The sequence below is a fragment of the Methylophilus sp. TWE2 genome (assembly GCF_001183865.1).
Lineage (GTDB): Bacteria > Pseudomonadota > Gammaproteobacteria > Burkholderiales > Methylophilaceae > Methylophilus.
This window is the reverse complement of sequence record NZ_CP012020.1, coordinates 2,879,011-2,899,058: the sequence shown is the minus strand read 5'-3', so window position 1 is coordinate 2,899,058 and position 20,048 is coordinate 2,879,011. Positions and strand designations below refer to the sequence as shown.

At 48.9% G+C, this 20,048-nt stretch carries 18 protein-coding genes and 1 tRNA gene; 11 read left to right on the top strand and 8 right to left on the bottom strand.

Annotation, left to right across the window (positions count from 1 at the left end):
• The first annotated feature begins 38 nt into the window (after positions 1 to 38).
• Together ACJ67_RS14735 and ACJ67_RS13670 are read left to right on the top strand one after the other, a co-directional pair.
• Positions 39 to 359, top strand: a complete 321-nt coding sequence (locus tag ACJ67_RS14735; RefSeq protein ID WP_082164063.1) for a DUF2946 family protein — start codon at positions 39 to 41, stop codon at positions 357 to 359.
• Positions 360 to 455: 96 nt separating this feature from the next.
• Complete coding sequence (locus ACJ67_RS13670; RefSeq protein ID WP_049639541.1) at positions 456 to 2,495, top strand: TonB-dependent receptor; 2,040 nt, start codon at positions 456 to 458, stop codon at positions 2,493 to 2,495.
• A 62-nt stretch (positions 2,496 to 2,557) separates the two neighbouring features.
• On the opposite strand, the gene ACJ67_RS13665 is transcribed toward ACJ67_RS13670, so the two are convergent.
• Complete coding sequence (locus tag ACJ67_RS13665) at positions 2,558 to 2,953, bottom strand: diacylglycerol kinase (RefSeq protein ID WP_049639540.1); 396 nt, start codon at positions 2,951 to 2,953, stop codon at positions 2,558 to 2,560.
• Between the two features lie 77 nt (positions 2,954 to 3,030).
• On the opposite strand from ACJ67_RS13665, the gene ACJ67_RS13660 reads away from it, so the two are divergent.
• Positions 3,031 to 3,303, top strand: coding sequence for an oxidative damage protection protein (locus tag ACJ67_RS13660; RefSeq protein ID WP_026295596.1), 273 nt, complete (start codon positions 3,031 to 3,033; stop codon positions 3,301 to 3,303).
• A 63-nt stretch (positions 3,304 to 3,366) separates the two neighbouring features.
• Here ACJ67_RS13660 and phoU read toward each other — a convergent pair whose 3' ends face one another.
• Positions 3,367 to 4,071 carry a phosphate signaling complex protein PhoU gene (gene phoU, locus ACJ67_RS13655; protein ID WP_018987609.1) on the bottom strand — a complete coding sequence of 235 codons (705 nt, stop codon included), beginning with the start codon at positions 4,069 to 4,071 and terminating at the stop codon, positions 3,367 to 3,369.
• 87 nt (positions 4,072 to 4,158) lie between these two features.
• The gene (gene rpiA, locus ACJ67_RS13650; protein WP_156171714.1) at positions 4,159 to 4,821 is read right to left on the bottom strand and encodes a ribose-5-phosphate isomerase RpiA; all 663 of its coding nucleotides are present in this window, start codon (positions 4,819 to 4,821) and stop codon (positions 4,159 to 4,161) included.
• 95 nt (positions 4,822 to 4,916) lie between these two features.
• Here rpiA and ilvA point away from each other — a divergent pair, with 95 nt between their 5' ends.
• On the top strand, positions 4,917 to 6,428 hold the full coding sequence (gene ilvA, locus ACJ67_RS13645; protein ID WP_049639538.1) for a threonine ammonia-lyase, biosynthetic: 1,512 nt from the start codon (positions 4,917 to 4,919) through the stop codon (positions 6,426 to 6,428).
• 140 nt (positions 6,429 to 6,568) lie between these two features.
• Entirely contained in the window at positions 6,569 to 7,702 is a 1,134-nt protein-coding gene (locus tag ACJ67_RS13640) for a glutaminyl-peptide cyclotransferase (protein ID WP_369799086.1), read from the top strand.
• Positions 7,703 to 8,056: 354 nt separating this feature from the next.
• Here ACJ67_RS13640 and ACJ67_RS13635 read toward each other — a convergent pair whose 3' ends face one another.
• The 3 genes from ACJ67_RS13635 to ACJ67_RS13625 form a co-directional block, all read right to left on the bottom strand.
• Entirely contained in the window at positions 8,057 to 8,290 is a 234-nt protein-coding gene (locus tag ACJ67_RS13635; protein ID WP_049639537.1) for a sulfurtransferase TusA family protein, read from the bottom strand.
• A gap of 21 nt (positions 8,291 to 8,311) precedes the next feature.
• The gene (locus tag ACJ67_RS13630; protein ID WP_049639536.1) at positions 8,312 to 8,629 is read right to left on the bottom strand and encodes a rhodanese-like domain-containing protein; all 318 of its coding nucleotides are present in this window, start codon (positions 8,627 to 8,629) and stop codon (positions 8,312 to 8,314) included.
• A gap of 42 nt (positions 8,630 to 8,671) precedes the next feature.
• Positions 8,672 to 8,747 (bottom strand) — tRNA-Phe (locus ACJ67_RS13625).
• Positions 8,748 to 8,996: 249 nt separating this feature from the next.
• Between ACJ67_RS13625 and ACJ67_RS13620 the strand changes: the two genes are divergently transcribed.
• The 6 genes from ACJ67_RS13620 to ACJ67_RS13595 all read left to right on the top strand — a co-directional run bounded on the left by ACJ67_RS13620 (position 8,997) and on the right by ACJ67_RS13595 (position 18,352).
• The gene (locus tag ACJ67_RS13620; protein WP_049639535.1) at positions 8,997 to 9,890 is read left to right on the top strand and encodes a PfkB family carbohydrate kinase; all 894 of its coding nucleotides are present in this window, start codon (positions 8,997 to 8,999) and stop codon (positions 9,888 to 9,890) included.
• 183 nt (positions 9,891 to 10,073) lie between these two features.
• Positions 10,074 to 10,343, top strand: a complete 270-nt coding sequence (gene rpsO / locus ACJ67_RS13615) for a 30S ribosomal protein S15 (protein ID WP_018987602.1) — start codon at positions 10,074 to 10,076, stop codon at positions 10,341 to 10,343.
• Between the two features lie 259 nt (positions 10,344 to 10,602).
• Entirely contained in the window at positions 10,603 to 12,723 is a 2,121-nt protein-coding gene (gene pnp / locus ACJ67_RS13610) for a polyribonucleotide nucleotidyltransferase (RefSeq protein WP_049639534.1), read from the top strand.
• Between the two features lie 168 nt (positions 12,724 to 12,891).
• Positions 12,892 to 14,937, top strand: a complete 2,046-nt coding sequence (locus ACJ67_RS13605) for a TonB-dependent receptor (RefSeq protein WP_049639533.1) — start codon at positions 12,892 to 12,894, stop codon at positions 14,935 to 14,937.
• Between the two features lie 302 nt (positions 14,938 to 15,239).
• Entirely contained in the window at positions 15,240 to 15,644 is a 405-nt protein-coding gene (nikR, locus tag ACJ67_RS13600) for a nickel-responsive transcriptional regulator NikR (RefSeq protein WP_049639532.1), read from the top strand.
• A gap of 155 nt (positions 15,645 to 15,799) precedes the next feature.
• Positions 15,800 to 18,352, top strand: coding sequence for an AAA family ATPase (locus ACJ67_RS13595; protein WP_049639531.1), 2,553 nt, complete (start codon positions 15,800 to 15,802; stop codon positions 18,350 to 18,352).
• A 50-nt stretch (positions 18,353 to 18,402) separates the two neighbouring features.
• Here ACJ67_RS13595 and ACJ67_RS13590 read toward each other — a convergent pair whose 3' ends face one another.
• Together ACJ67_RS13590 and ACJ67_RS13585 are read right to left on the bottom strand one after the other, a co-directional pair.
• Positions 18,403 to 18,693: a nucleotidyltransferase family protein gene (locus ACJ67_RS13590; RefSeq protein ID WP_049639530.1), complete on the bottom strand. Its 291-nt coding sequence runs from the start codon at positions 18,691 to 18,693 to the stop codon at positions 18,403 to 18,405.
• Between the two features lie 189 nt (positions 18,694 to 18,882).
• On the bottom strand, positions 18,883 to 20,004 hold the full coding sequence (locus ACJ67_RS13585) for a Fic family protein (RefSeq protein ID WP_049639529.1): 1,122 nt from the start codon (positions 20,002 to 20,004) through the stop codon (positions 18,883 to 18,885).
• Positions 20,005 to 20,048: the final 44 nt, after the last annotated feature.

Here is a 20,048-nt window from a genome sequence, read left to right as displayed (position 1 = left end):
TCATTCGGTTGTCATAAATATATGTTAATATATTCAATATGTTAAAGCGTTTTTATGTGTCATTCTTGTTGGCGTTTCTGTTTGCCATTGCGCAGACAGGGATGGTCACGCATGAAATCAGCCACATTCAGGAGCTGACGCAGCAGCAGTCTCAACCAGACAAAAATCATCAGGGCAATGAGTCTTGTACGCTGTGTATCAGTCTCGCGCATGCTGCGGGCGCTTTAACGCAATCCCCGCAGTGGATCCTTCCACCGCAAGCAAGCTTTCTACTCTCAACCGCCGTTGCCACAGTGGATTCAACCAGTCGCGTTGCAATCTACTCCGCGCGCGCACCCCCTTTCAGTATTTCAGCCTGATCAGTGAATAAACTCCAGCTGGCATAGCCGAGCCTGGACCCCATTGTTTTGCGCGCAGTGCATGTCTGCATTGTTCGCGTATGTCTGGAATAAAAAATGAATATGACAAACCGTCTGGCGCCCTCAGTTTGGCGTCATAAACCACTCTGGCTGGCCATGATGGCGGCACTGACTACACCTGTGACCGCGACAGCAGCAGACAACTCTACCATCATCGACCTTGATCAGGTGCCTGTGACGGGCAATCCGCTGGGGGTCGCTTCAGATGATATGGTTGTACCCGTTTCCGTACTCGGTGGCCGCGAGCTCAGCCTGCGCCGCCATGGTACGCTCGGCGAGACGCTGAATGGAATCCCTGGTGTCACGGCGACCCAGTTTGGGCCCAATGCTTCACGCCCAATTATCCGTGGCCTCGATGCTGAACGTGTCCGCATTATGCAAAACGGCGTAGGCGTGCTTGATGCCTCTTCACTGAGTTTCGACCATGCCGTCGGCATAGACCCATTGATCATTGAGCAAATTGATGTGGTGAGAGGTCCGGCGGCATTGCTGTATGGCGGGAGCGCCATGGGCGGCGTTGTGAATGCCATTGACCATCGGATTCCCAAGGAGTCGCTCAATGGCTATACCGGACGTGCCGAGGCACGCTTTGGTGGACCAGACAATACGCGTAACGGTGCCGCTGTGGTGGACGTGGGGAATGGACTGTTTGCATTGCATGCAGATGTTTATAGCCGTGAAACAAGCAACCTTGATATTCCTGGCTATGCCGTCTCAAAGCGTAAAAGTCTGGCCGATGGCACCGAGCGTGATAGCAAAGGCAAAAAGACGCTGAATAATAGCGCTGGCTTTGCCAATGGTGGTGCAATGGGGGCATCCTGGACCTTCGATAAGGGTTATCTGGGCCTGTCATATGCCGACTCGAATAACTACTACGGTACCGTGGCTGAAGATGATGTCAAAATTGACATGAATAACAAGCGCACAGAACTGGCAGGCGAAATCAGAGACTTGAAGGGTCCCATAGAAAAACTCAAGCTTAGGATGGCCTATACCAACTACAAGCATGTCGAACTAGAGAATGGTGATGTTGGGACGACATTTAGAAATCGAGGGATGCAGGGTAGCCTTGAGGGAACACATCAAACATTCATGGGGCTCAATGGGGTTGTGGGCTATCAGTTTCAAAACACACGTTTTATGGCGCTGGGTGAGGAGGCATTTGTCCCCAGTGTGACGACACAGGACCAGTCTCTCTATGTTTACGAAGAGTATGCTATTGATAAACACAAGATTACCTTTGGTGGGCGTACAGGCGAGACATCCGTCAGATCTGCAGATAACGATAATTTTGGAGCAGGTCAAAACAAACGTTTCAGCCCGAACAGTTTTGCTTTAGGTGGGTTATATACCATTGATGAGTCATGGGTCGCCACGGTAAACCTTTCCCATAATGAGCGTGCGCCCAGTTACTTCGAGCTTTTTGCAAATGGGCCACATATTGCGACTGGCCAAGTGGAAATAGGTAGTACCGCGTTGAAGAAAGAGCGTTCAAATGGCATTGATGCGCAACTGAAATGGAAATCTGGTGGCCATAGCATCACCTTGGGTGCTTATGCGACCAAGTTTAAAAACTTTATCGGTTTGTTTAATACTGGCAACGACAGGTTAGTCGATGGTGAATTATTGCCAGAAGCTGAATTCAGAGCCGTGCCTGCTTTGTTCAAGGGGCTGGAGCTTGAGGGCAAATTTGCCCTGAATGACGAGTGGGCATTGAGACTGCGCGGGGACTATGTGCATGCCAAAGATACGCGCAATAATGACTATTTGCCGCGTATTTCGCCATTGCGTCTTGGTGGCGGACTGGATTACCGCCTGGGTAACTGGAATGCGCGCATGGATGTGTTGCATGCATTCAAACAAAACGATGTGGCGGAGAACGAGCTCAAAACGGATGGTTATACTAACCTGAGTGCGCTGGTCGCTTACAAGTTGCCGGTTAAGTATCATGTGGAACTGTTTGCCAAGGCCAATAACCTGCTTAATGACGAGATACGTGAACACGCCTCTTTCCTCAAGGATATTTCACCGGCGGGTGCGAGGTCAGTTCTGGTGGGTGCCAGGGCAGATTTTTAACCGGGCGAGTTAAATAAAAAAGGTTGGCATTGCCAACCTTTTTTATATTCTAAATGGCTTGCTTAACCAAACAGAATCAATCCCCACACGACGCACAGGTTGATCAGCGCCAATAATACGGCCGCGCTACCAATATCCTTGGCGCGCTTGGCCAATGCATGGCGCTCAATTGAAACACGGTCAACCACGGCTTCTACCGCAGAGTTAAGTAACTCCACAATCATCACCAGCAATACGCTGCCCACCATTAATATACGGTGCAAGGCTTCGGCTTCCAGATAAAACGCCAGCGGGATCAGCACCAGGGACAGCCAAACCTCCTGGCGGAAAGCGTCTTCGTGCTGGTAGGCGGCTTTAAAACCATCCATGGAATAGCCAAAGGCATTGATTAAACGGCGAATGCCAGTTTTGCCTTTAAAAGGACTTTCCTGGTGGCTGGATGATTGATTGTTTTGCATGGTTTATCTCTAAATTGCGACATCAGATTTTAACATGCGCTATGATAGCGCTTTTAGCAGTATAGTGAGGATCGAACATGGCAAGAATGGTGCAATGTGTGAAACTGGGCAAAGAGCTGGAAGGCATGGATTTTCCGCCTTATCCCGGTGAACTGGGCAAGAAGATTTATATGCACGTGTCCAAAGAGGCTTGGGCAGGTTGGCTTAAGCAACAGACCATGCTGGTTAACGAAAACCGCCTGAGTCTGGCCGACCCGAGTGCCCGGAAGTATTTGGCGGAGCAAACTGAAAAATACTTTTTTGGCGATGGCGCAGATGTTGCCAGCGGTTACGTACCGCCACAATCTTAATTTTGTCATTGAGTTTATACCAAACAAAAAAGCACTCCTGGGAGTGCTTTTTATTATGTGTGGTTAAGATTGCGTCTCGCGTTCGATATCTTCCAGGCTGGTATGGCGGATATCCTTGCCTTTGACCATGTACACGACATATTCAGAAATATTTTTTGCATGATCGCCGATACGCTCAATCGCCTTGGCCACAAACAGCACTTCCAGTGACATGGAGATGGTGCGAGGGTCTTCCAGCATAAATGTAATCAGCTGGCGCATGGCGGCACGGAACTGTTCATCCACCTGCTCATCCTGCTTGGCGACTTCTACGGTCTGGCTGACGTCCAGACGGGCAAAAGAATCCAGTGAAGTACGCAACATCTCACGCACAATCGCGACCATGGATTTGATCTCGTTGAAGCGCGGTTTGTACATGCGGTCCTGCTCATAAATACGCTGTGCCGTACGGGCAATCTTGGTTGCTTCGTCACCAATTCGTTCCAGGTCGGTGATGGTTTTCACCATCATCATAATCATGCGCAAGTCACGCGCAGCAGGCTGTCTGCGCGCGATGATATGGCTGCAGTCTTCATCGACCTGTACTTCGAGCGCATTGACACGGGTGTCACGCTCCATCACATCTTTTGCCAGGTTCACATCGGCACTGGTCAGTGCCTCCAGCGCATTGACAATCTGCTGCTCAACAAGCCCCCCCATTTCCAGAACCTTGGCGCGTACCGATTCCAGTTCAACGTCATATTGCTTAGAGGTGTGTTCGAATTGCATGACAAATTTTCCTAATAATTGTGCCGATGCAGGTTAGCAGCACAATATGACAACAGTGTGATAATTTTTAACGTGATTAATTTCCAATTATTTTGTCAGCGTTTTGACGCCGTTTGGAGTCGCTAACAGGAGTACATTGGCTGGACGGGCAGCAAATAAACCGTTTGTCACCACGCCGACGATCTGGTTGATTTTGGCTTCCATGGCGATTGGGTCACTGATGGTCAAACCATGCACGTCCAGAATCAGGTTGCCGTTATCCGTCGTGAAGTCACGCAATTGTGGTTGGCCACCCAGTTTCACCAGTTCACGTGCCACATGGCTGCGTGCCATCGGTAATACTTCTACTGGCAGAGGAAACTTGCCCAAGACTGGTACGAATTTGCTTTCGTCACAGATGCAAATAAAAGATTTGGCCACCGCTGCCACGATCTTTTCACGGGTCAAGGCGCCACCGCCGCCTTTAAGCATATGCATGTGTTCGGTGATTTCATCCGCACCGTCTACATAAATATCCAGGCTGTCTACACTGTTCAAATCGAATACTTCGATACCGTGGTTACGCAGGCGTTGCGCGGTGGCTTCGGAGCTGGCAACTGCGCCAGAAATTTTGTGTTTGACCTTGGCCAGTTCATCAATAAAAAAGTTGGCAGTTGAACCGGTACCCACACCGATAATGCCATCTTTCACGTAAGTCACAGCCGCTTTTGCTACTTCCAGTTTGAGTGCGTCTTGTTGTGCTTTATCCATCGCCATCTGCTTCAATCCTTGATTAATTCTTTATAATACAAACAATTCTCTATCATACACTGCAACCATGCGGTTTTAAAATCCAAACGCATTTCATGACCATCAACTACCGCGAAAAAATCGAACACTCCCAAGTGTATGCTGTGGCCAGGCACACGCCCCTGGATGAAATGCCTAACCTGTCGGCACGCTTTAAAAACCGGATATTGCTCAAACGCGAAGACATGCAGCCCGTGTTTTCGTTCAAGCTACGTGGCGCCTACAACAAAATGGCTAACCTTTCGCCGGAGGCACTGGCGCGCGGTGTGATTTGTGCCAGCGCCGGAAATCATGCACAGGGGGTCGCGCTCAGTGCGCAAAAAATGGGTTGCCGCGCCGTGATTGTCATGCCAACTACAACACCAGCGATCAAGGTCAATGCCGTGCGCTCGCGCGGGGCTGAAGTGGTGTTGTTTGGCGACAGTTATTCCGACGCCTATGCACACGCGCTCGAAGTAGAAAAGAATGAAGGCCTGACCTTTGTGCATCCTTATGATGACCCGGATGTGATCGCTGGCCAGGGCACGATTGCGCTGGAAATTGTGCAGGATCACCCAGAGCCGATAGAAGCGATTTTTTGCTGTGTGGGCGGTGGTGGGTTATTGGCAGGGATAGCTGCTTATATCAAGGCGGTGCGCCCGGAGATCAAAGTGATCGGTGTAGAGGCACAAGATGCCGAAGCCATGACGGAGTCAGTCAAAGCCGGGCAGCGTGTCATGCTGGAGCAGGTAGGCCTGTTTGCCGATGGTGCGGCAGTCAAGCAGGTGGGTGAACATACATTCGCCCTGGTACAGCAATATGTTGACGAGATGATTGTCGTTGATAATGATGAGATCTGTGCTGCCATTAAAGATGTGTTTGAAGATACCCGTAGCATTCTTGAGCCAGCAGGCGCCCTGTCGCTAGCGGGGTTGAAAGCTTACGCAGAGCGTCATCAGCTGCAAGGTAAAACGCTGATTGCCGTGGCCTCGGGGGCCAATATGAATTTTGACCGCTTGCGCTTCATTGCCGAGCGTGCCGAGCTGGGCGAGCATAGAGAAGCGGTGTTTGCCGTGACGATTCCAGAAACACCGGGCGCATTCAAGGCGTTCTGCCGCCTGTTGGGTAACCGCAATATCACTGAGTTCAATTACCGTTTTTCTGATGTCAGCCAGGCGCATATTTTTGTGGGGGTTGCCGTTCATAACCCGGCCGAAGCAGCAGATATCGCCAGCAAACTGGAGTCGGCGGGCTTGCCCACACTCAATTTAACCGATAATGAAATGGCCAAACTGCATTTGCGCCATTTGGTTGGCGGACATGCGCCGCAAGCGCAAAATGAAGTGGTTTACCGCTTCGAGTTCCCGGAAAAACCAGGCGCTTTAATGAACTTTCTTGAATCTATGGGTCACAACTGGAACATCAGTTTGTTCCATTACCGCAATCACGGGGCAGATTTTGGCCGGGTGCTGGTTGGAATGCAGGTGCCGCCAGAAGAGAAAGAGGCTTTTGAGCGATTCCTGCAGCAACTGGGATACCCTTGCTGGAATGAAAGCCAGAATCCGGCCTACCGCTTATTTTTGGGGTAGGTGGTTGAAAAGAGCCGGATGGTGGTTATTTACAACCAGTTTTTGCCGTGATGGGCTAAAGCATGCCGAAATTAAAAGGTTTGTTTATGAGTATGATTCTTGCTGCACCCATAAGCTTTAATTAAAAAATCAGGAGATAGATGCAAATGTTAACTTCACCTTTGGCGCGTCGTACGCGCATGAGTTTGTTATTGCTGGCGTTGGTTGCCACAGTCGCCGCCTGTAACAAACAAGAAGAGCCTGCGACAGAAGCCGCGGCACCAGCTGCCGAAAGCCCTGCTGGCGCTGTGGCATATGTGTCTACACAAGACGCAGGTGTTAATGTCATTGACTTGGCAACCATGAAAATTACCAAGCAGTTTGATGTCAAGGCCGAAGGGCCGCGAGGTCTGGCTGTGACGGATGATGGCAAGCAACTGGTGGTTGCTACGCGTGAAAACGGCAGTGTGTCAGTGATAGATACGGCAACAGGTGAAGTGGTCAAACAAATCGAGGTCGGCAAGAATCCGGAATTTGTGCGTGTCAGTGGAAATTTTGCCTTCGTTTCGTCTGAGCCAAGCTCCAAGGCAGGCCCTCCACCCAAACCTGGCGAAAAACCGGCAGAAGATGACGACGATGATGACGATGACGAAAAAATCCCGGCCAAAATCGCTGTGGTGGATTTGACCAAGGGTGAAAAAATCCGGGAAATCACCGGTGGCCCGGAAACTGAAGGCCTGGAATTTTCGGCAGACGGCAAGCAGCTGGTGATTACCAATGAAGCCGATAACACTGTGACTGTGCATAACATTGAGACCGGTGAGCTGGTTAAAACCATCGCTACCCATGAATATGGCGACCGTCCTCGCGGCATCAAGGTGTCTCCAGATGGTAATACTTACCTGGCCACCCTGGAGTTTGGCAACAAATTCATGGTGATGGACAAAGACTTTAACGTTGTCCGTACCGTGGATACGGCTGAAACGCCGTACGGCATTGCCTACGACAGCAAGGGTGAGCGTATTTTTGTCGCAACTAATAAGGCCAAGCTCCTGCAAGTGTTTGATGCCAAGAGCTTTGAAAAAATCAAGGAAGTGCCTACTGGTAACCGTTGCTGGCATTTCAGCTTTACCCCAGACAACAAGAATATCCTGTTGGCCTGCGGAAAGTCCGATGCGGTATTTGTGATTGATGCTGACAAGTTGGAAGTCACTAATCAGGTGGAAGTGAAAAACATGCCTTGGGGCGTCGTCACTTTCCCGAAAGCGATGGGCAGTCTGGAAAACGTCAAGTAAATTGAGTGCCACGTGCGCTAAATTTGCAAAAAGCCCGCCAGTATAGGCGGGCTTTTTTATTAAATTTTTAGGGATCGCCCTAAAGTTTTGTATTTAGCAGCCGTAAGCCTACTTAGATAACAACGATTGCGTCTGGAGCATACAGTTTGCCGGAAGCCATGCTGGCAAACTGTAGGTCAGATTGAGTCCCTGACTAGCCAGTTTGGCAACTGTTGTTCTGCATGCAGACCACGTTAACCCAAGGGTTAGCGTCGTTACTCACAGGGCTTCTTCGGAAGCCCTTTTTTTGTGCTGAAGAAAGTGCGCAGGGCGCGGGCGAGGTTGGCGGCTAAGCGCCTGTCTGCGGGCAACGACTTACTGGCTGCGCTTGCGGATCAGAAAGGTAAACACGCCGTCGGCTTCTTGCATGTCTAGCAGTGTGTGGCCAGTTTGGCGGCAAAAAGCATCAAAATCTTTTTTTGAGCCGGGATCGGTGGCCGTAATTTTAAGCACTTGTTCAGCGGTTAGCTCATTCAAAGCCTTTTTGCAGCGCAAGATCGGCAGCGGGCAATTCAGGTTGCGGGCGTCTACTTCTTTGTCAAAGTGCATGAGTGTTCCTGAGGGTTGAGTTCAAGCAGCCTGGATGGGTAGTCCTGCATTCGCCCAGGCCAAGATGCCGCCTGCCAGATGCGAAACGTCGGTGTGGCCTTGTGCCAGCGCAAATTCGCCTGCGGCAATAGAGCGCACGCCACTGCGGCAATAAAACACAATTTTCTTGTCTTGCGGAAACTGGTCAAATACAGCGGTCAGGTTGCCTAAAGGAACGTGCAGCGCGCCCGGCAAAATGCCTGAGACGAGTTCGTGGTCATTGCGGATATCAACAAGCAGCAATGATGGATCACTGAGCAGGGGGTGTAACTCATCCGGTGTTAAGTGTTTTAATGACATCAACGAACCCAGAAAAAGAAGTGCCGAAAGGCTGGTAAGGATTGGTGGCCAGAGGCAGAATCGAACTGCCGACACGAGGATTTTCAATCCTCTGCTCTACCGACTGAGCTATCTGGCCAACAGCAATTTGGGCTAGTCCCGAATCGCAAGACGCGCATTATAGCAAAGAACACTAAGAATGCACACAAAAGATAAAAAAAATCCTGATCTGCTTGCCGGACGCGTCTCTTATCGTCGCACGTGATGCCCGCTCGCGATGGATTTACATGAGTTGTGCAACAATATTGATTGCTTTAGGTCCCAAATTTAAGGGTAGTCGAGGCTACGGCTGCAAGAGTGAGCATAATTGGCAATTAAAGGTGAAAGTATGTCAGATTCGATCATGATCTTGGGTGAAGTGCTGGGGGATGTGTTTCCCGACCAAACCGTGATAGGCGGCGCGCCTTATAACGTTGCCCGTCACTGTCATGCTTTTGGCTTGCACGTGCATTTACTCACAGGGATAGGCAGAGACAGCCTGGGTGAGCGTGTGATGGCTGAAATGCAGGCGAGTGGCCTGTCAGCAGAAGGCGTGCAGCAGTCAGCGCGTTTGCCAACCGGGCAAGTCAAGGTGCATCTCGGTCCACAAGGCCACCATTTCGAGATTCTGGATCAGCAGGCCTATGATGACCTGCAATGGCCACCCGTCGAGACCCTCACCCTGAAATATCCTCCAAGGCTGGTGTATTTTGGGTCGCTGGCTTTGCGGCATGCGCCCATGCAGGCAGTGGCGGCGCAATGGTTGGCGCTCTGCAAGCCCGCTACCGTGCTCTGTGATATCAACCTGCGGGCACCCTGGTATGACGCAGAGAGCGTGCGCATGGCGTTGCAGGCGGCTGATATCCTGAAAATCAATCATGAAGAGTTGCCAGAAGTCTGCAAGCTGCTAGGCGTGCCTGGCTCTGCGGATATTAATGAGTTGGCCCGGCGGTTGTTAATGGTGTTTGGCTTGACTGAGATGTTTGTCACCTGTGGCGAAGAGGGCAGCTTCTGGCTGGACCGCTTTGGTCAGGGCTTCCGCGTACCACCGGTGCGCCTGAGCACTGCATTTGTCGATAGCGTCGGCGCCGGGGATGCGTATACCTCGGTGGTGATTAGAGGGTTGCTGGCCGGTTGGTCGCGCCAGACCATCCTGACGCGTGCGGCCAGTTTTGCCGCGGCTATTTGCGGTGTTCGCGGGGCCGTGCCAGCCGCTGCCGACTTTTATGATGACTTTCTGTAAGGCTACAATAGGGGGGCGCCAGCTAAATTAATTCGTAAAAACAGAAGCTTAATGTAATAAAAGCCTATGCAAGGTTGGCACTTGCCGCTATAATGCGCGTTTCGTGTAAATCGAATGTCGGTGCGGTAGGCAAATGGGTTGTCTGGCTGCGACGATATTGACGCTAACTCAAGGAAAATAAAGATGGCGATTACCGCAGAACAATCCGCAAAAATCATTAAAGATTTTCAACGCAGCCCTAACGATACGGCTAGTCCAGAGGTGCAAGTAGCTCTGTTGACATTCCGTATTACTTACCTGACCGAGCATTTCAAATCCAACAAAAAAGACAACCACTCACGCCGTGGCTTGTTGGCCTTGGTTAGCCAGCGTCGTCGTTTGCTGGACTACCTCAAAGGTAAAGACGTTAGCCGCTATCAAACGCTGATTGAGCGCTTGAACCTGCGTAAATAATTTGGCTAAAAGTGACGTTTAATCCAGTTCACTTTTAACGAAATAAAAGCCGATGGCATGGTGACTGCCTCGGCTTTTTTGTTTTAAAAATCCTCAGATTTTGAATCTTTTGGATTTTATTCTCACCAACCGGGGTGGCTTCTGTGAGTGCGTTTTGTGCCTATTTGGAACAAAAAAGCGTGCTGATGGAAGTCACCGCATAATTGTAGAGAAATTGGCTATTGGGTAGTGAATAGCCATGGTAGATAAAGGAAAAACAATGTTTGAAATTACGAAAAAAAGCCTCCAGCTTGGGGCGCATACCCTGACCATTGAAACCGGGGAAATCGCACGCCAGGCAGATGGCGCCGTCATGGTGAGCTATGGCGATACCGTGGTCCTAGTGGCTGCGACTGCAAAAACCGAAGTCAAAGAAGGTCAGGATTTCTTTCCATTGACCGTGGATTACCAGGAAAAAACCTATGCGGCTGGCCGCATTCCAGGCGGTTACTTCAAGCGTGAAGGCCGTCCTAGCGAAAAAGAAACGCTGACAGCCCGTTTGATCGACCGTCCAATGCGTCCGCTGTTCCCAGATGCGTTCTATAACGAAGTGCAAATCGTCGCGACCGTGTTGTCCCTGGATCCGGAAATTGATGCTGACATCCCGGCCATGATTGGTGCTTCTGCTGCGGTTGCGCTGGCTGGCATCCCTTTCTACGGTCCAATGGGTGCGGTAAAAGTGGGTTACATCAATGGTGAATACGTCTTGAACCCAACAGCAACACAACTGAAAGAGTCCGCACTGGATTTGGTGGTTGCTGCGACTGAAACTGCCGTGATGATGGTGGAATCCGAAGCCAAAGAATTGCCAGAAGACGTGATGCTGGGTGCTGTTGTGTTCGGTCACGAGCAAATGCAACCTGTGATCAAAATGATCAACGAACTGGCTGCTGAAGCCGGTAAAGATGCCTGGGACTGGACACCGCCAGAGCCAGACACTGCGCTGATTGCAAAAATTGAAGAGATTGCTGCTGAAGACATCAATGCTGCATTCAAAATCAAATCCAAAGGCGAGCGCTCTGCCAAGCTGGACGAAATCAAGTCCCGCGTCATGAGCACTTTGATCACTGAAGAAACTTCTACCTTAGAAGCCAACAAGATTAAAGACGAGTTCTTTAAGCTGGAAGCCAAAACCGTGCGTAGCCAGATTCTGAATGGTGAGCCACGGATTGACGGCCGTGATACACGCACTGTGCGCCCGATCACTATCCGTTCCGGCGTATTGCCACGCACCCACGGCTCTGCTTTGTTCACTCGCGGTGAAACGCAAGCGCTGGTCGTGACCACCCTGGGCACAGGCAAAGATGAGCAAATCATTGACGCGCTGGCTGGCGAATACTACGAAAACTTCATGCTGCACTACAACATGCCTCCGTTCGCCACTGGCGAAACAGGCCGTGTCGGTTCACCAAAGCGCCGCGAAATCGGCCACGGTAACCTGGCTAAACGTGCATTGAAAGCCGTATTGCCTAAGAAAGAAGACTTTGACTACACCCTGCGTGTCGTGTCCGAGATCACTGAGTCTAACGGTTCCAGCTCCATGGCGTCTGTCTGTGGTGGCTGCCTCTCTATGCTGGACGCCGGTGTGCCATTGACTGCACACGTGGCTGGTGTGGCGATGGGCTTGATTAAAGAAGGTAACCGTGTAGCGGTCCTGACTGACATCTTGGGTGATGAAGACCACCTGGGTGACATGGACTTTAAAGTGGCCGGTACCGACAAAGGTGTGACTGCCCTGCAAATGGACATCAAGATCACTGGTATCACTGCACAGATCATGCAAGTGGCACTGGCACAAGCCAAAGAAGGCCGCGCGCACATTCTGGGCCTGATGAAACAAGCCGTGTCTGGCGTGAACACCGAAATGTCACAGTTTGCTCCACGTATCATCACCATGAAGATCAATCCGGACAAAATCCGTGACGTGATTGGTAAGGGTGGCGCTGTGATTCAGGCACTGACCAAAGAAACCAACACCAGCATCGACATCGAAGATGACGGTACTGTGAAAATCGCCTGTACCAGTGCAGAAGAAGGTGCTGAGGCACAACGCCGTATCGCACAGATCACTGCTGAGGTAGAAGTTGGCCAGATCTACGAAGGTCCAGTGGTCAAGATTCTTGACTTTGGTGCTGTGGTGACTTTGATGCCAGGCAAAGATGGCTTGGTACACATTTCACAAATCGCCCACGAGCGTGTAAAAGCAGTGAGTGATTACCTCAAAGAAGGTGACATTGTGAAAGTGAAAGTGGTTGAGTTGGATGACAAAGGTAAAGTGCGTTTGAGCATGAAAGCCCTGATCGATCCACCAGCAAAAGAAGAAACACCACCGGCTGAATAAGTCGTTAAGCAATCAAAAGCCCGCGCAAGCGGGCTTTTTTTACGTCCATGACTTTTTCCTGACAGTTTCCTCTTCGTCAATTTACGTATAAGACCAGCCCTGATTTTAGTGGATAATGCCATCGTATGAACAATTAATAAAAAATCATACGATAAGAGAGTGATCCCTATGAAAAAACAGTCAGGCATGTCTTTGGCACTGGTGGGCCTGTTTGCAAGCATGCCCAGCTATGCCACAGAAACAGTGGACCTAGATGAGGTCGAAGTCCGCGGGCACTATGACAATGCCGTGGGCTCCTCAGATGCCGCCAGTGAAGGCAAGGTCAATGCCAGCCTGATTAAAAACCGGCCTATTTCACGCGTGGGTGAAATCATGGAGTTTGTCCCCGGCATGATCGTGACCCAGCACAGCGGTAGTGGCAAAGCTAACCAGTTTTACCTGCGCGGGTTCAATCTTGACCACGGTACTGACTTTGCAACTTATGTGGATGACATGCCCGTGAATATGCGCACCCATGCACACGGCCAAGGCTATACCGATTTAAACTTCCTCATCCCTGAGCTGGTGAGTCATATCCATTACAAAAAAGGTCCCTATTCAGCCGAAGAAGGGGATTTTTCCTCTGCTGGTGCGGCGAGGTTACATCTTCTCAATCAATTGCCGCAAGGCATCGCCAGCTTGACCGTGGGCAGTTACGATTACCAGCGCATGTTGCTGGCAAACTCGGTAGCCGTGGCAGACGGACATTTGCTGTACGCGTTAGACGTGAATCATTACGATGGGCCGTGGCAGGTGGCCGAGGGCGTTAAAAAATACAATGGCGTTTTGCGATACAGTGAAGGCGATGCGCATGACAGCATGACGTTGACTGCGATGGCCTATCACAACCGCTGGAGCAGCACTGACCAGATTCCGTTGCGTGCTGTCCGTTCCGGGCAGATTGGCCGCTTTGATGCGATTGACCCCACCGATGGTGGCGATTCATCACGCTACAGCCTGTCATTTAACAAACAACACCGTGACCAGCATGGCGGCTGGCAAATGAGCGCCTATGCCGTGCGTTCCGAGTTAGACCTCTACAGCAACTTTACCTATCTCAAGGATGATCCCATTAATGGTGATCAGTTTAACCAAAGTGAAAAACGCACCATGCTGGGCGTGAATCTCAGTAAATCGTGGCTGGGTGAGTTGGCGGGTTTGCCGATGGAAAACAAACTGGGCGTACAAACACGCTATGACAAACTCTCCCCAGTCGCGCTGTACAACACGGCACAAAAGCAACGTTTGTCACTGATTCGTTCGGATATGGTAGAAGAAAGCAGCGCAGGCCTCTATGCTGAAAACACCGTCTGGTGGCATGAAAAGCTGCGTACCGTCGCTGGCCTGCGTTACGACCGCTACCAGTTTGATGTGAAAAGCAGCATCAATGGTAACTCTGGCAATAAAGGCGATGGCATCACCTCGCCCAAACTCTCGGTGATTTTTGGGCCATGGGCAAATACAGAGTTTTTCTACAATATCGGCAAAGGCTTTCACAGTAACGACGCCCGCGGCACCACGCAAACGTTACTGCCCAATGGCAACCCGGCCAGCCCGGTCACGCCTTTGGTCGGTACGCGCGGCAGTGAAGTGGGTATGCGAACAGAGTGGATACCTGGCCTGCAAAGCTCACTGGCCATCTGGCAACTGGATATTGATTCTGAGCTGGTGTTTGTCGGCGATGCCGGTGAAACCGAACCCAGCCGCGCCAGCCGACGCTATGGGGTGGAATGGAATAACCACTACGTCGTCAACGATTGGCTGTTGCTGGATATGGATCTCGCCCTCTCAAAAGCCCGCTTTACGCACACAGATCCTGCCGGACAATATATTCCCGGCGCCATCAATAAAGTCGCCTCACTCGGCGCCACGGTGACGAATTGGGGTAACTGGTTTGGCAGTGTGCAGTTACGCTACTTTGGGCCTAGGCCGCTCGTTGAAGATAATTCGGTGCGCTCCAACTCCACCTTCCTCACTTACGCGCGCGTCGGCTATCGCTATAACCCACGCACCACGTTTACTCTTGATGTGTTTAACCTGTTTGACCGTAAAGCCAGCGATATCGACTACTACTACGAATCACAACTGGCTGGTGAAGCAACCCCGGTCAATGACAAACACTTTCATCCGGTGGAACCTAGGTCAGCAAGGTTAACTGTCACCTATAATTTCTAAAACAAATTACCTCTGAATAAAACTCGCATGGATACTGTGCGAGTTTTATTTTTGCCTACGCTAGCGTAACGCTCACAAAAGGTTTTTCGGTATATTAGGGATACACGGAATAAGTGAGCGAGCGAGATAAAGTGCAAGGCGCACGGAACGCAGGAACCGAGATAGTACGAGGTGTACAGCAAGGTTTCGAGTAGCGCGCAACGCAGCAATTTGCTCGCGCAGCCACTTATTCCGTGTATCCTTAGAATGGTTAACGCCCAAGAATGACGGGCGACCTTTCACTTACCATCCAGAGAAACCTTATGCGACGCATTACAATTTCGGTTGAAGATGACCTAGCCGATGCTTTTGACCAATTGGTCGCCGTTAAAGCTTACGTCAACCGCTCTGAAGCCTTCAGGGATTTAGTGCGCAAAGCACTCGATGAAGCTGTGATGGAAAACACCAACCATACCCAGGCCGATTGTGTCGCGTCGCTCAGTTATGTCTACAACCACCACGAACGCCAGCTCGCCAGCCGGGTGAATCAACTACAGCACGACCATCATGATGTGATTATCACTGCCCAGCATGTGCATTTGGATCATGACAACTGCATGGAGACGGTGATCTTGAAAGGGAAGATTGCCGAAGTGGAAGCTTGTGTAAATGCGATCTCGTCACAGACGGGGGTGACGCATGCGAAGGTGCATATAATTCCAAGGTGAGTTAGACACCCCCTAAGTTGAGGACGTCTGTAAAAGGCACAACCTTTGCAGAAAGGTTACGCAATATCAACTCTTAATCTTTCAGGACTTAGTAAATTTACCAGTTCATAAAACTGGCAATACAATCGGATAAGATTACTCGGAAGAACTCTGATATGAATGATGTGAATAAAGACATAATGCACTGGGTCCAGTCACAACCGTTTTGGGTGCAGAATGCTGTAAAAATAATTTGTACTCAAGCAGAGATTAACGACTCAGTAATTAATGAACTCTTGGCACTATTAAAAACCAACGAAGGACAATCTAATAAAAATAAAATTGATTTAATTGGTTTATTAAATAGTTCTTCAAATGCTGATGTAGATTTACGCATATTGTCTATTGGCGATATTGAAGGGATTGATGCTCTTGCGCCTCGATCTCCACTTCCATTCTCATCTAATCTGTCAGTGGTGTATGGGCATAATGGGTCAGGTAAATCAGGTTATGCTCGTATTCTCAAAAAAATTTGTGGCAAACCTAATGCAGCAGATTTACTACCGAATGTTTTTAAAGGTAACCCTGAAAAGCGGCAATGCACAGTAGTCGCAAATGTGAATGGGGAAAGTAAAACTTTTATTTGGCAGGCAAATGATAAACCTATAAATGAATTAATGTCTGTAGATGTCTACGATAGCCAAACGGGTATTTTTTATATCGATAAAGAGCAAGAGGTAAGTTATGTCCCTAACGAAGTTGCACTGTTTGAGACGTTAGTTATTATTTTTCAAAGGTTGCAGCAAAAACTTCAATTAGAGCGAGATTCAATTAAAACCAAGCTCCCAACTCGGCCAACTCAGTATGGTGATAGTAAGTATATATCTGCGATATATGATCGGCTGAAACATGATACAAACATTGCAACTATTGAAAGCTATTTCGATTTTACTGAAGAAGATACCAAAAATTTGGCACTATCTGAGGAGCGTCTTTCCGAGTCACCATCAGAACTAGCTACAAAAAAACATAGACGTGTTGCTCAGATGTCGCAGCTTTTAAACCAAGTTAAAACTGCTGTAATGTCTGTAAGTGAGGCAGCTGTAAAGTTGCTTAACGCATTAGAAGATGAAGCTGTTCAAAAGCGTAATATGGCAAGACAAGCTGCAGAGGCTATCGAAGCCGAGACTAGCTTTGATGGGTTTGGTGATGATTTATGGAAAGCAATGTGGCAGGCTGCTCGTAAATACTCATTGCAAAATGCTTATCCAGATGCTCAATTCCCTAATATAGAACAGGGTGCAAAATGTGTGCTTTGTGAGCAAGATTTGGGATCCGAAGCAAAGACGCGATTAGCCAAGTTTGAAAATTACGTCATCGGAGAGCTTGAATCTTCTGCAACAGCTGCCGAATCGATGAATCAGAAAGCATTAGATAACCTCCCAACAAAACCAAATCCAAATGAACTGGAAACGGCACTTCAGGCTGCTCAATTAGATCTGGAAAAGTGGCGTCCAATTTTTACGGAGATTTGGGCAGAGATTGAAAAAGTGGTCAAAAATGGAAAAGATAAAGAGCGGACCACGAGATTACATTATGACCTACCAAAAGATATTTTTGAGGAAATAGAAAGAAATATTACGGATATCAATTCGGAGGTTGAGCAGCATAAAAAAGATGCTGAGAGTTTTGATAAGGGAAGTTTACAAAAACAGATCATGGATCTGAAAGCTAAAAAATGGGCGAGCGGATACATTCAAACAATAAAAGATGAAATTGCAGAGTTACAAAGGAAGCATGAAATTGATGAATGGCTAAAGTCCGTTAACCCAAGGCCAGTTTCTTTGAAGGCAGGTCAAGTTTCCGAAATTGCTGTTACTGATGCTTTCGTTGGTAGATTTAAAGCTGAGTTAAAAGCATTGGGGGCTAATAGAGTAAGCGTGGAGCTGGTAAAAACACGAATTGAGCTAGGACGTGTGAAACATAAAATTCAACTTCAGGGATTAAATACTCAGCATAGTCGCAGTAAGGCAATTAGCGTACTAAGTGAAGGTGAACAGCGTATTGTGTCAATGGCGGCTTTTCTTGCCGATGTAACAAGTAAACCTAATTCAGCCCCTTTCATATTTGATGATCCTATTTCCTCACTGGACCAGACTTATGAGGAATACACTGCAAAACGATTGGTTGAGTTGAGTGCTGATAGACAAGTTATTGTTTTTACACACCGTCTGAGTTTATTGGGTCAGCTGATCGATAAAGGAAATGCCGAATATCGCCATATAAGGCGAGAGAGTTGGGGTAGTGGAGAGCATGGTGACCTTCCACTTTTCGCAAAAAAACCAATTAATGCAGTTAAGGATTTGAAAGGCAGTAAGCTCACTGCGGCTCGAAAGGTTTTTGAAGAGTCTGGTTATCAAAGTTATTATCCATTAGCTAAAGCAATTTGTAGCGACTTTAGAATTCTCCTTGAGAGAGTGGTGGAGTTTGAATTACTTGCAGATGTTGTAACAAGGCATCGTAGAGAGGTTCATACCAAAGGTAAGCTTCATAAGCTAGCTAAAATAACCAGTGAAGACTGTGAGCTTATTGAGGAACTAATGGGCGACTTTTCATGCTTTGAACACAGTCAATCTAGTGAGTCCCCTGTAGATGTCCCTGAGCCAGAAGCATTGGATCAGGCACTCTCGAAATTGATAAATTGGTACGATGTGTTTAGTAAGAGATAGCTAATTTCTCAACTTATTCAATACTATAGGAACACGTAATGGATCCGTTTTCATACTGGCAATGCTTCTAAAAGCACTTTTTCTCTAAAGCTATCTGGTAAGGCATTGGGGGTAAGCACATCCACTGAGACACCTAACAACTGCTGCAGTTGATGCTGAATCTTTGCAATATCCATCAGGCTGGTTTCTGAGGTGGGTTCTACCAGCAAATCAAGGTCACTGCCCTCTTGGTCTTCCCCATGGAGCACAGAGCCAAACACTCTTGCATTGCACGCACGATGCGACATCACAATTTGGCGAATGGCTTGCCTATGTTGATTAAGCGCTTGGGATGGTTTCATGGAAACAATTGCAACTCAGAAAGTTAGGGTTGTCAAAATCTTAAATGATTATGTTTGTAAAAGCAAAATAACGGCGCTGAGTTTGTGCATGCCAATCTCGAGACCAAAATCACGCGGCCAACGCGTAACTCAACTTTGGTAAAGTCATTCCATTCGATTTGATTCATTAACAGCCTCGTTTGCAAATGCTTATTCCCAGGTCAGCACATAGTGCGCTGCTCGTTTAGATTCACCCGCTTTGGCCAGCACCCCTATGGTGACCAGTTCGGTAATGTCGCGCAAAGCGGTGTCAGTTGAGCATTTGGTCAAAGCGGCCCATTTGCCGGTGGTGAGGTGGCCTTCAAAATTTTGCATGAGCTTATTAAGCATTTTGATTTGCCGCTCATTCAGCGCGCCGTTGGGACTGCGTTGGCTCACTTGTGTCAAATAGACGACACCTTGGAGGTCTTGACTGGCCTGTTGTATAGCCCTAAGCAGGCAGCTTAAAAACCAGTGCAGCCAGTTTGTAATGTCCATGGTGCCTTTTTGTGCCATTTCCAGTTGCAGATAATAGTCTTCCCGCTCCAGTTGTATCTGCGTTGATAAACTATAAAAACGTTGCGTTGATTGGTCGGCTTTTGCCAACGCCATATCGCCTATCGCACGGGCAATACGGCCATTGCCATCTTCAAATGGATGCAAACTGACAAACCACAGATGTGCCAGTCCTGCCTTGAGCAATGGATCTGTGTCAGCTGATTGGTTAAACCAGTCTAAAAACAACTGCATTTCTTCAGCGATGATTGTGGCAGGTGGTGCTTCATAATGTATGGTTTCGTGCCCTATACCGCCGGAGACCACCTGCATGGGACCATCTGCGTCGGTTCTATAGGCTGCGGTTGTAATTTTATGCATACCGCTATAACCGGTAGGAAAGAGTGCGGCATGCCAGCCAAACAGGCGTGCATGTGTCAGTGGTTGCACGTGATTTTGCGTGGCATCTAGTATCATTTCCACGACACCATCGACTTGTCTGGTCGATGGTGTCAAGCCACCAATGTTCAGGCCTAGTTTTCGTGCAAGTGATGATCTCACCACTTCGTTGTTAAGATGCTCGCCTTCAATTTCGCTTGATTTAACCACGTCGTTGGTGAGCGTACGCAAACTGGTTTCTTCAGCAAGTGTAAATCCCAATGTTTGGATGGCACCCAGCAACTTACCGCGCGCCAGGTTGGCTTCCGATAACAGCGGCATAAGGGTTGCAGACGCAAATGTCCAGTGCGGCCAGTCTGCCGATTGCCAGAGATATTTTTGATGATCACCGCTAGTCATGCGGTGATCATGACATGGGGCGAGACGAGCGTCAATAATTACCG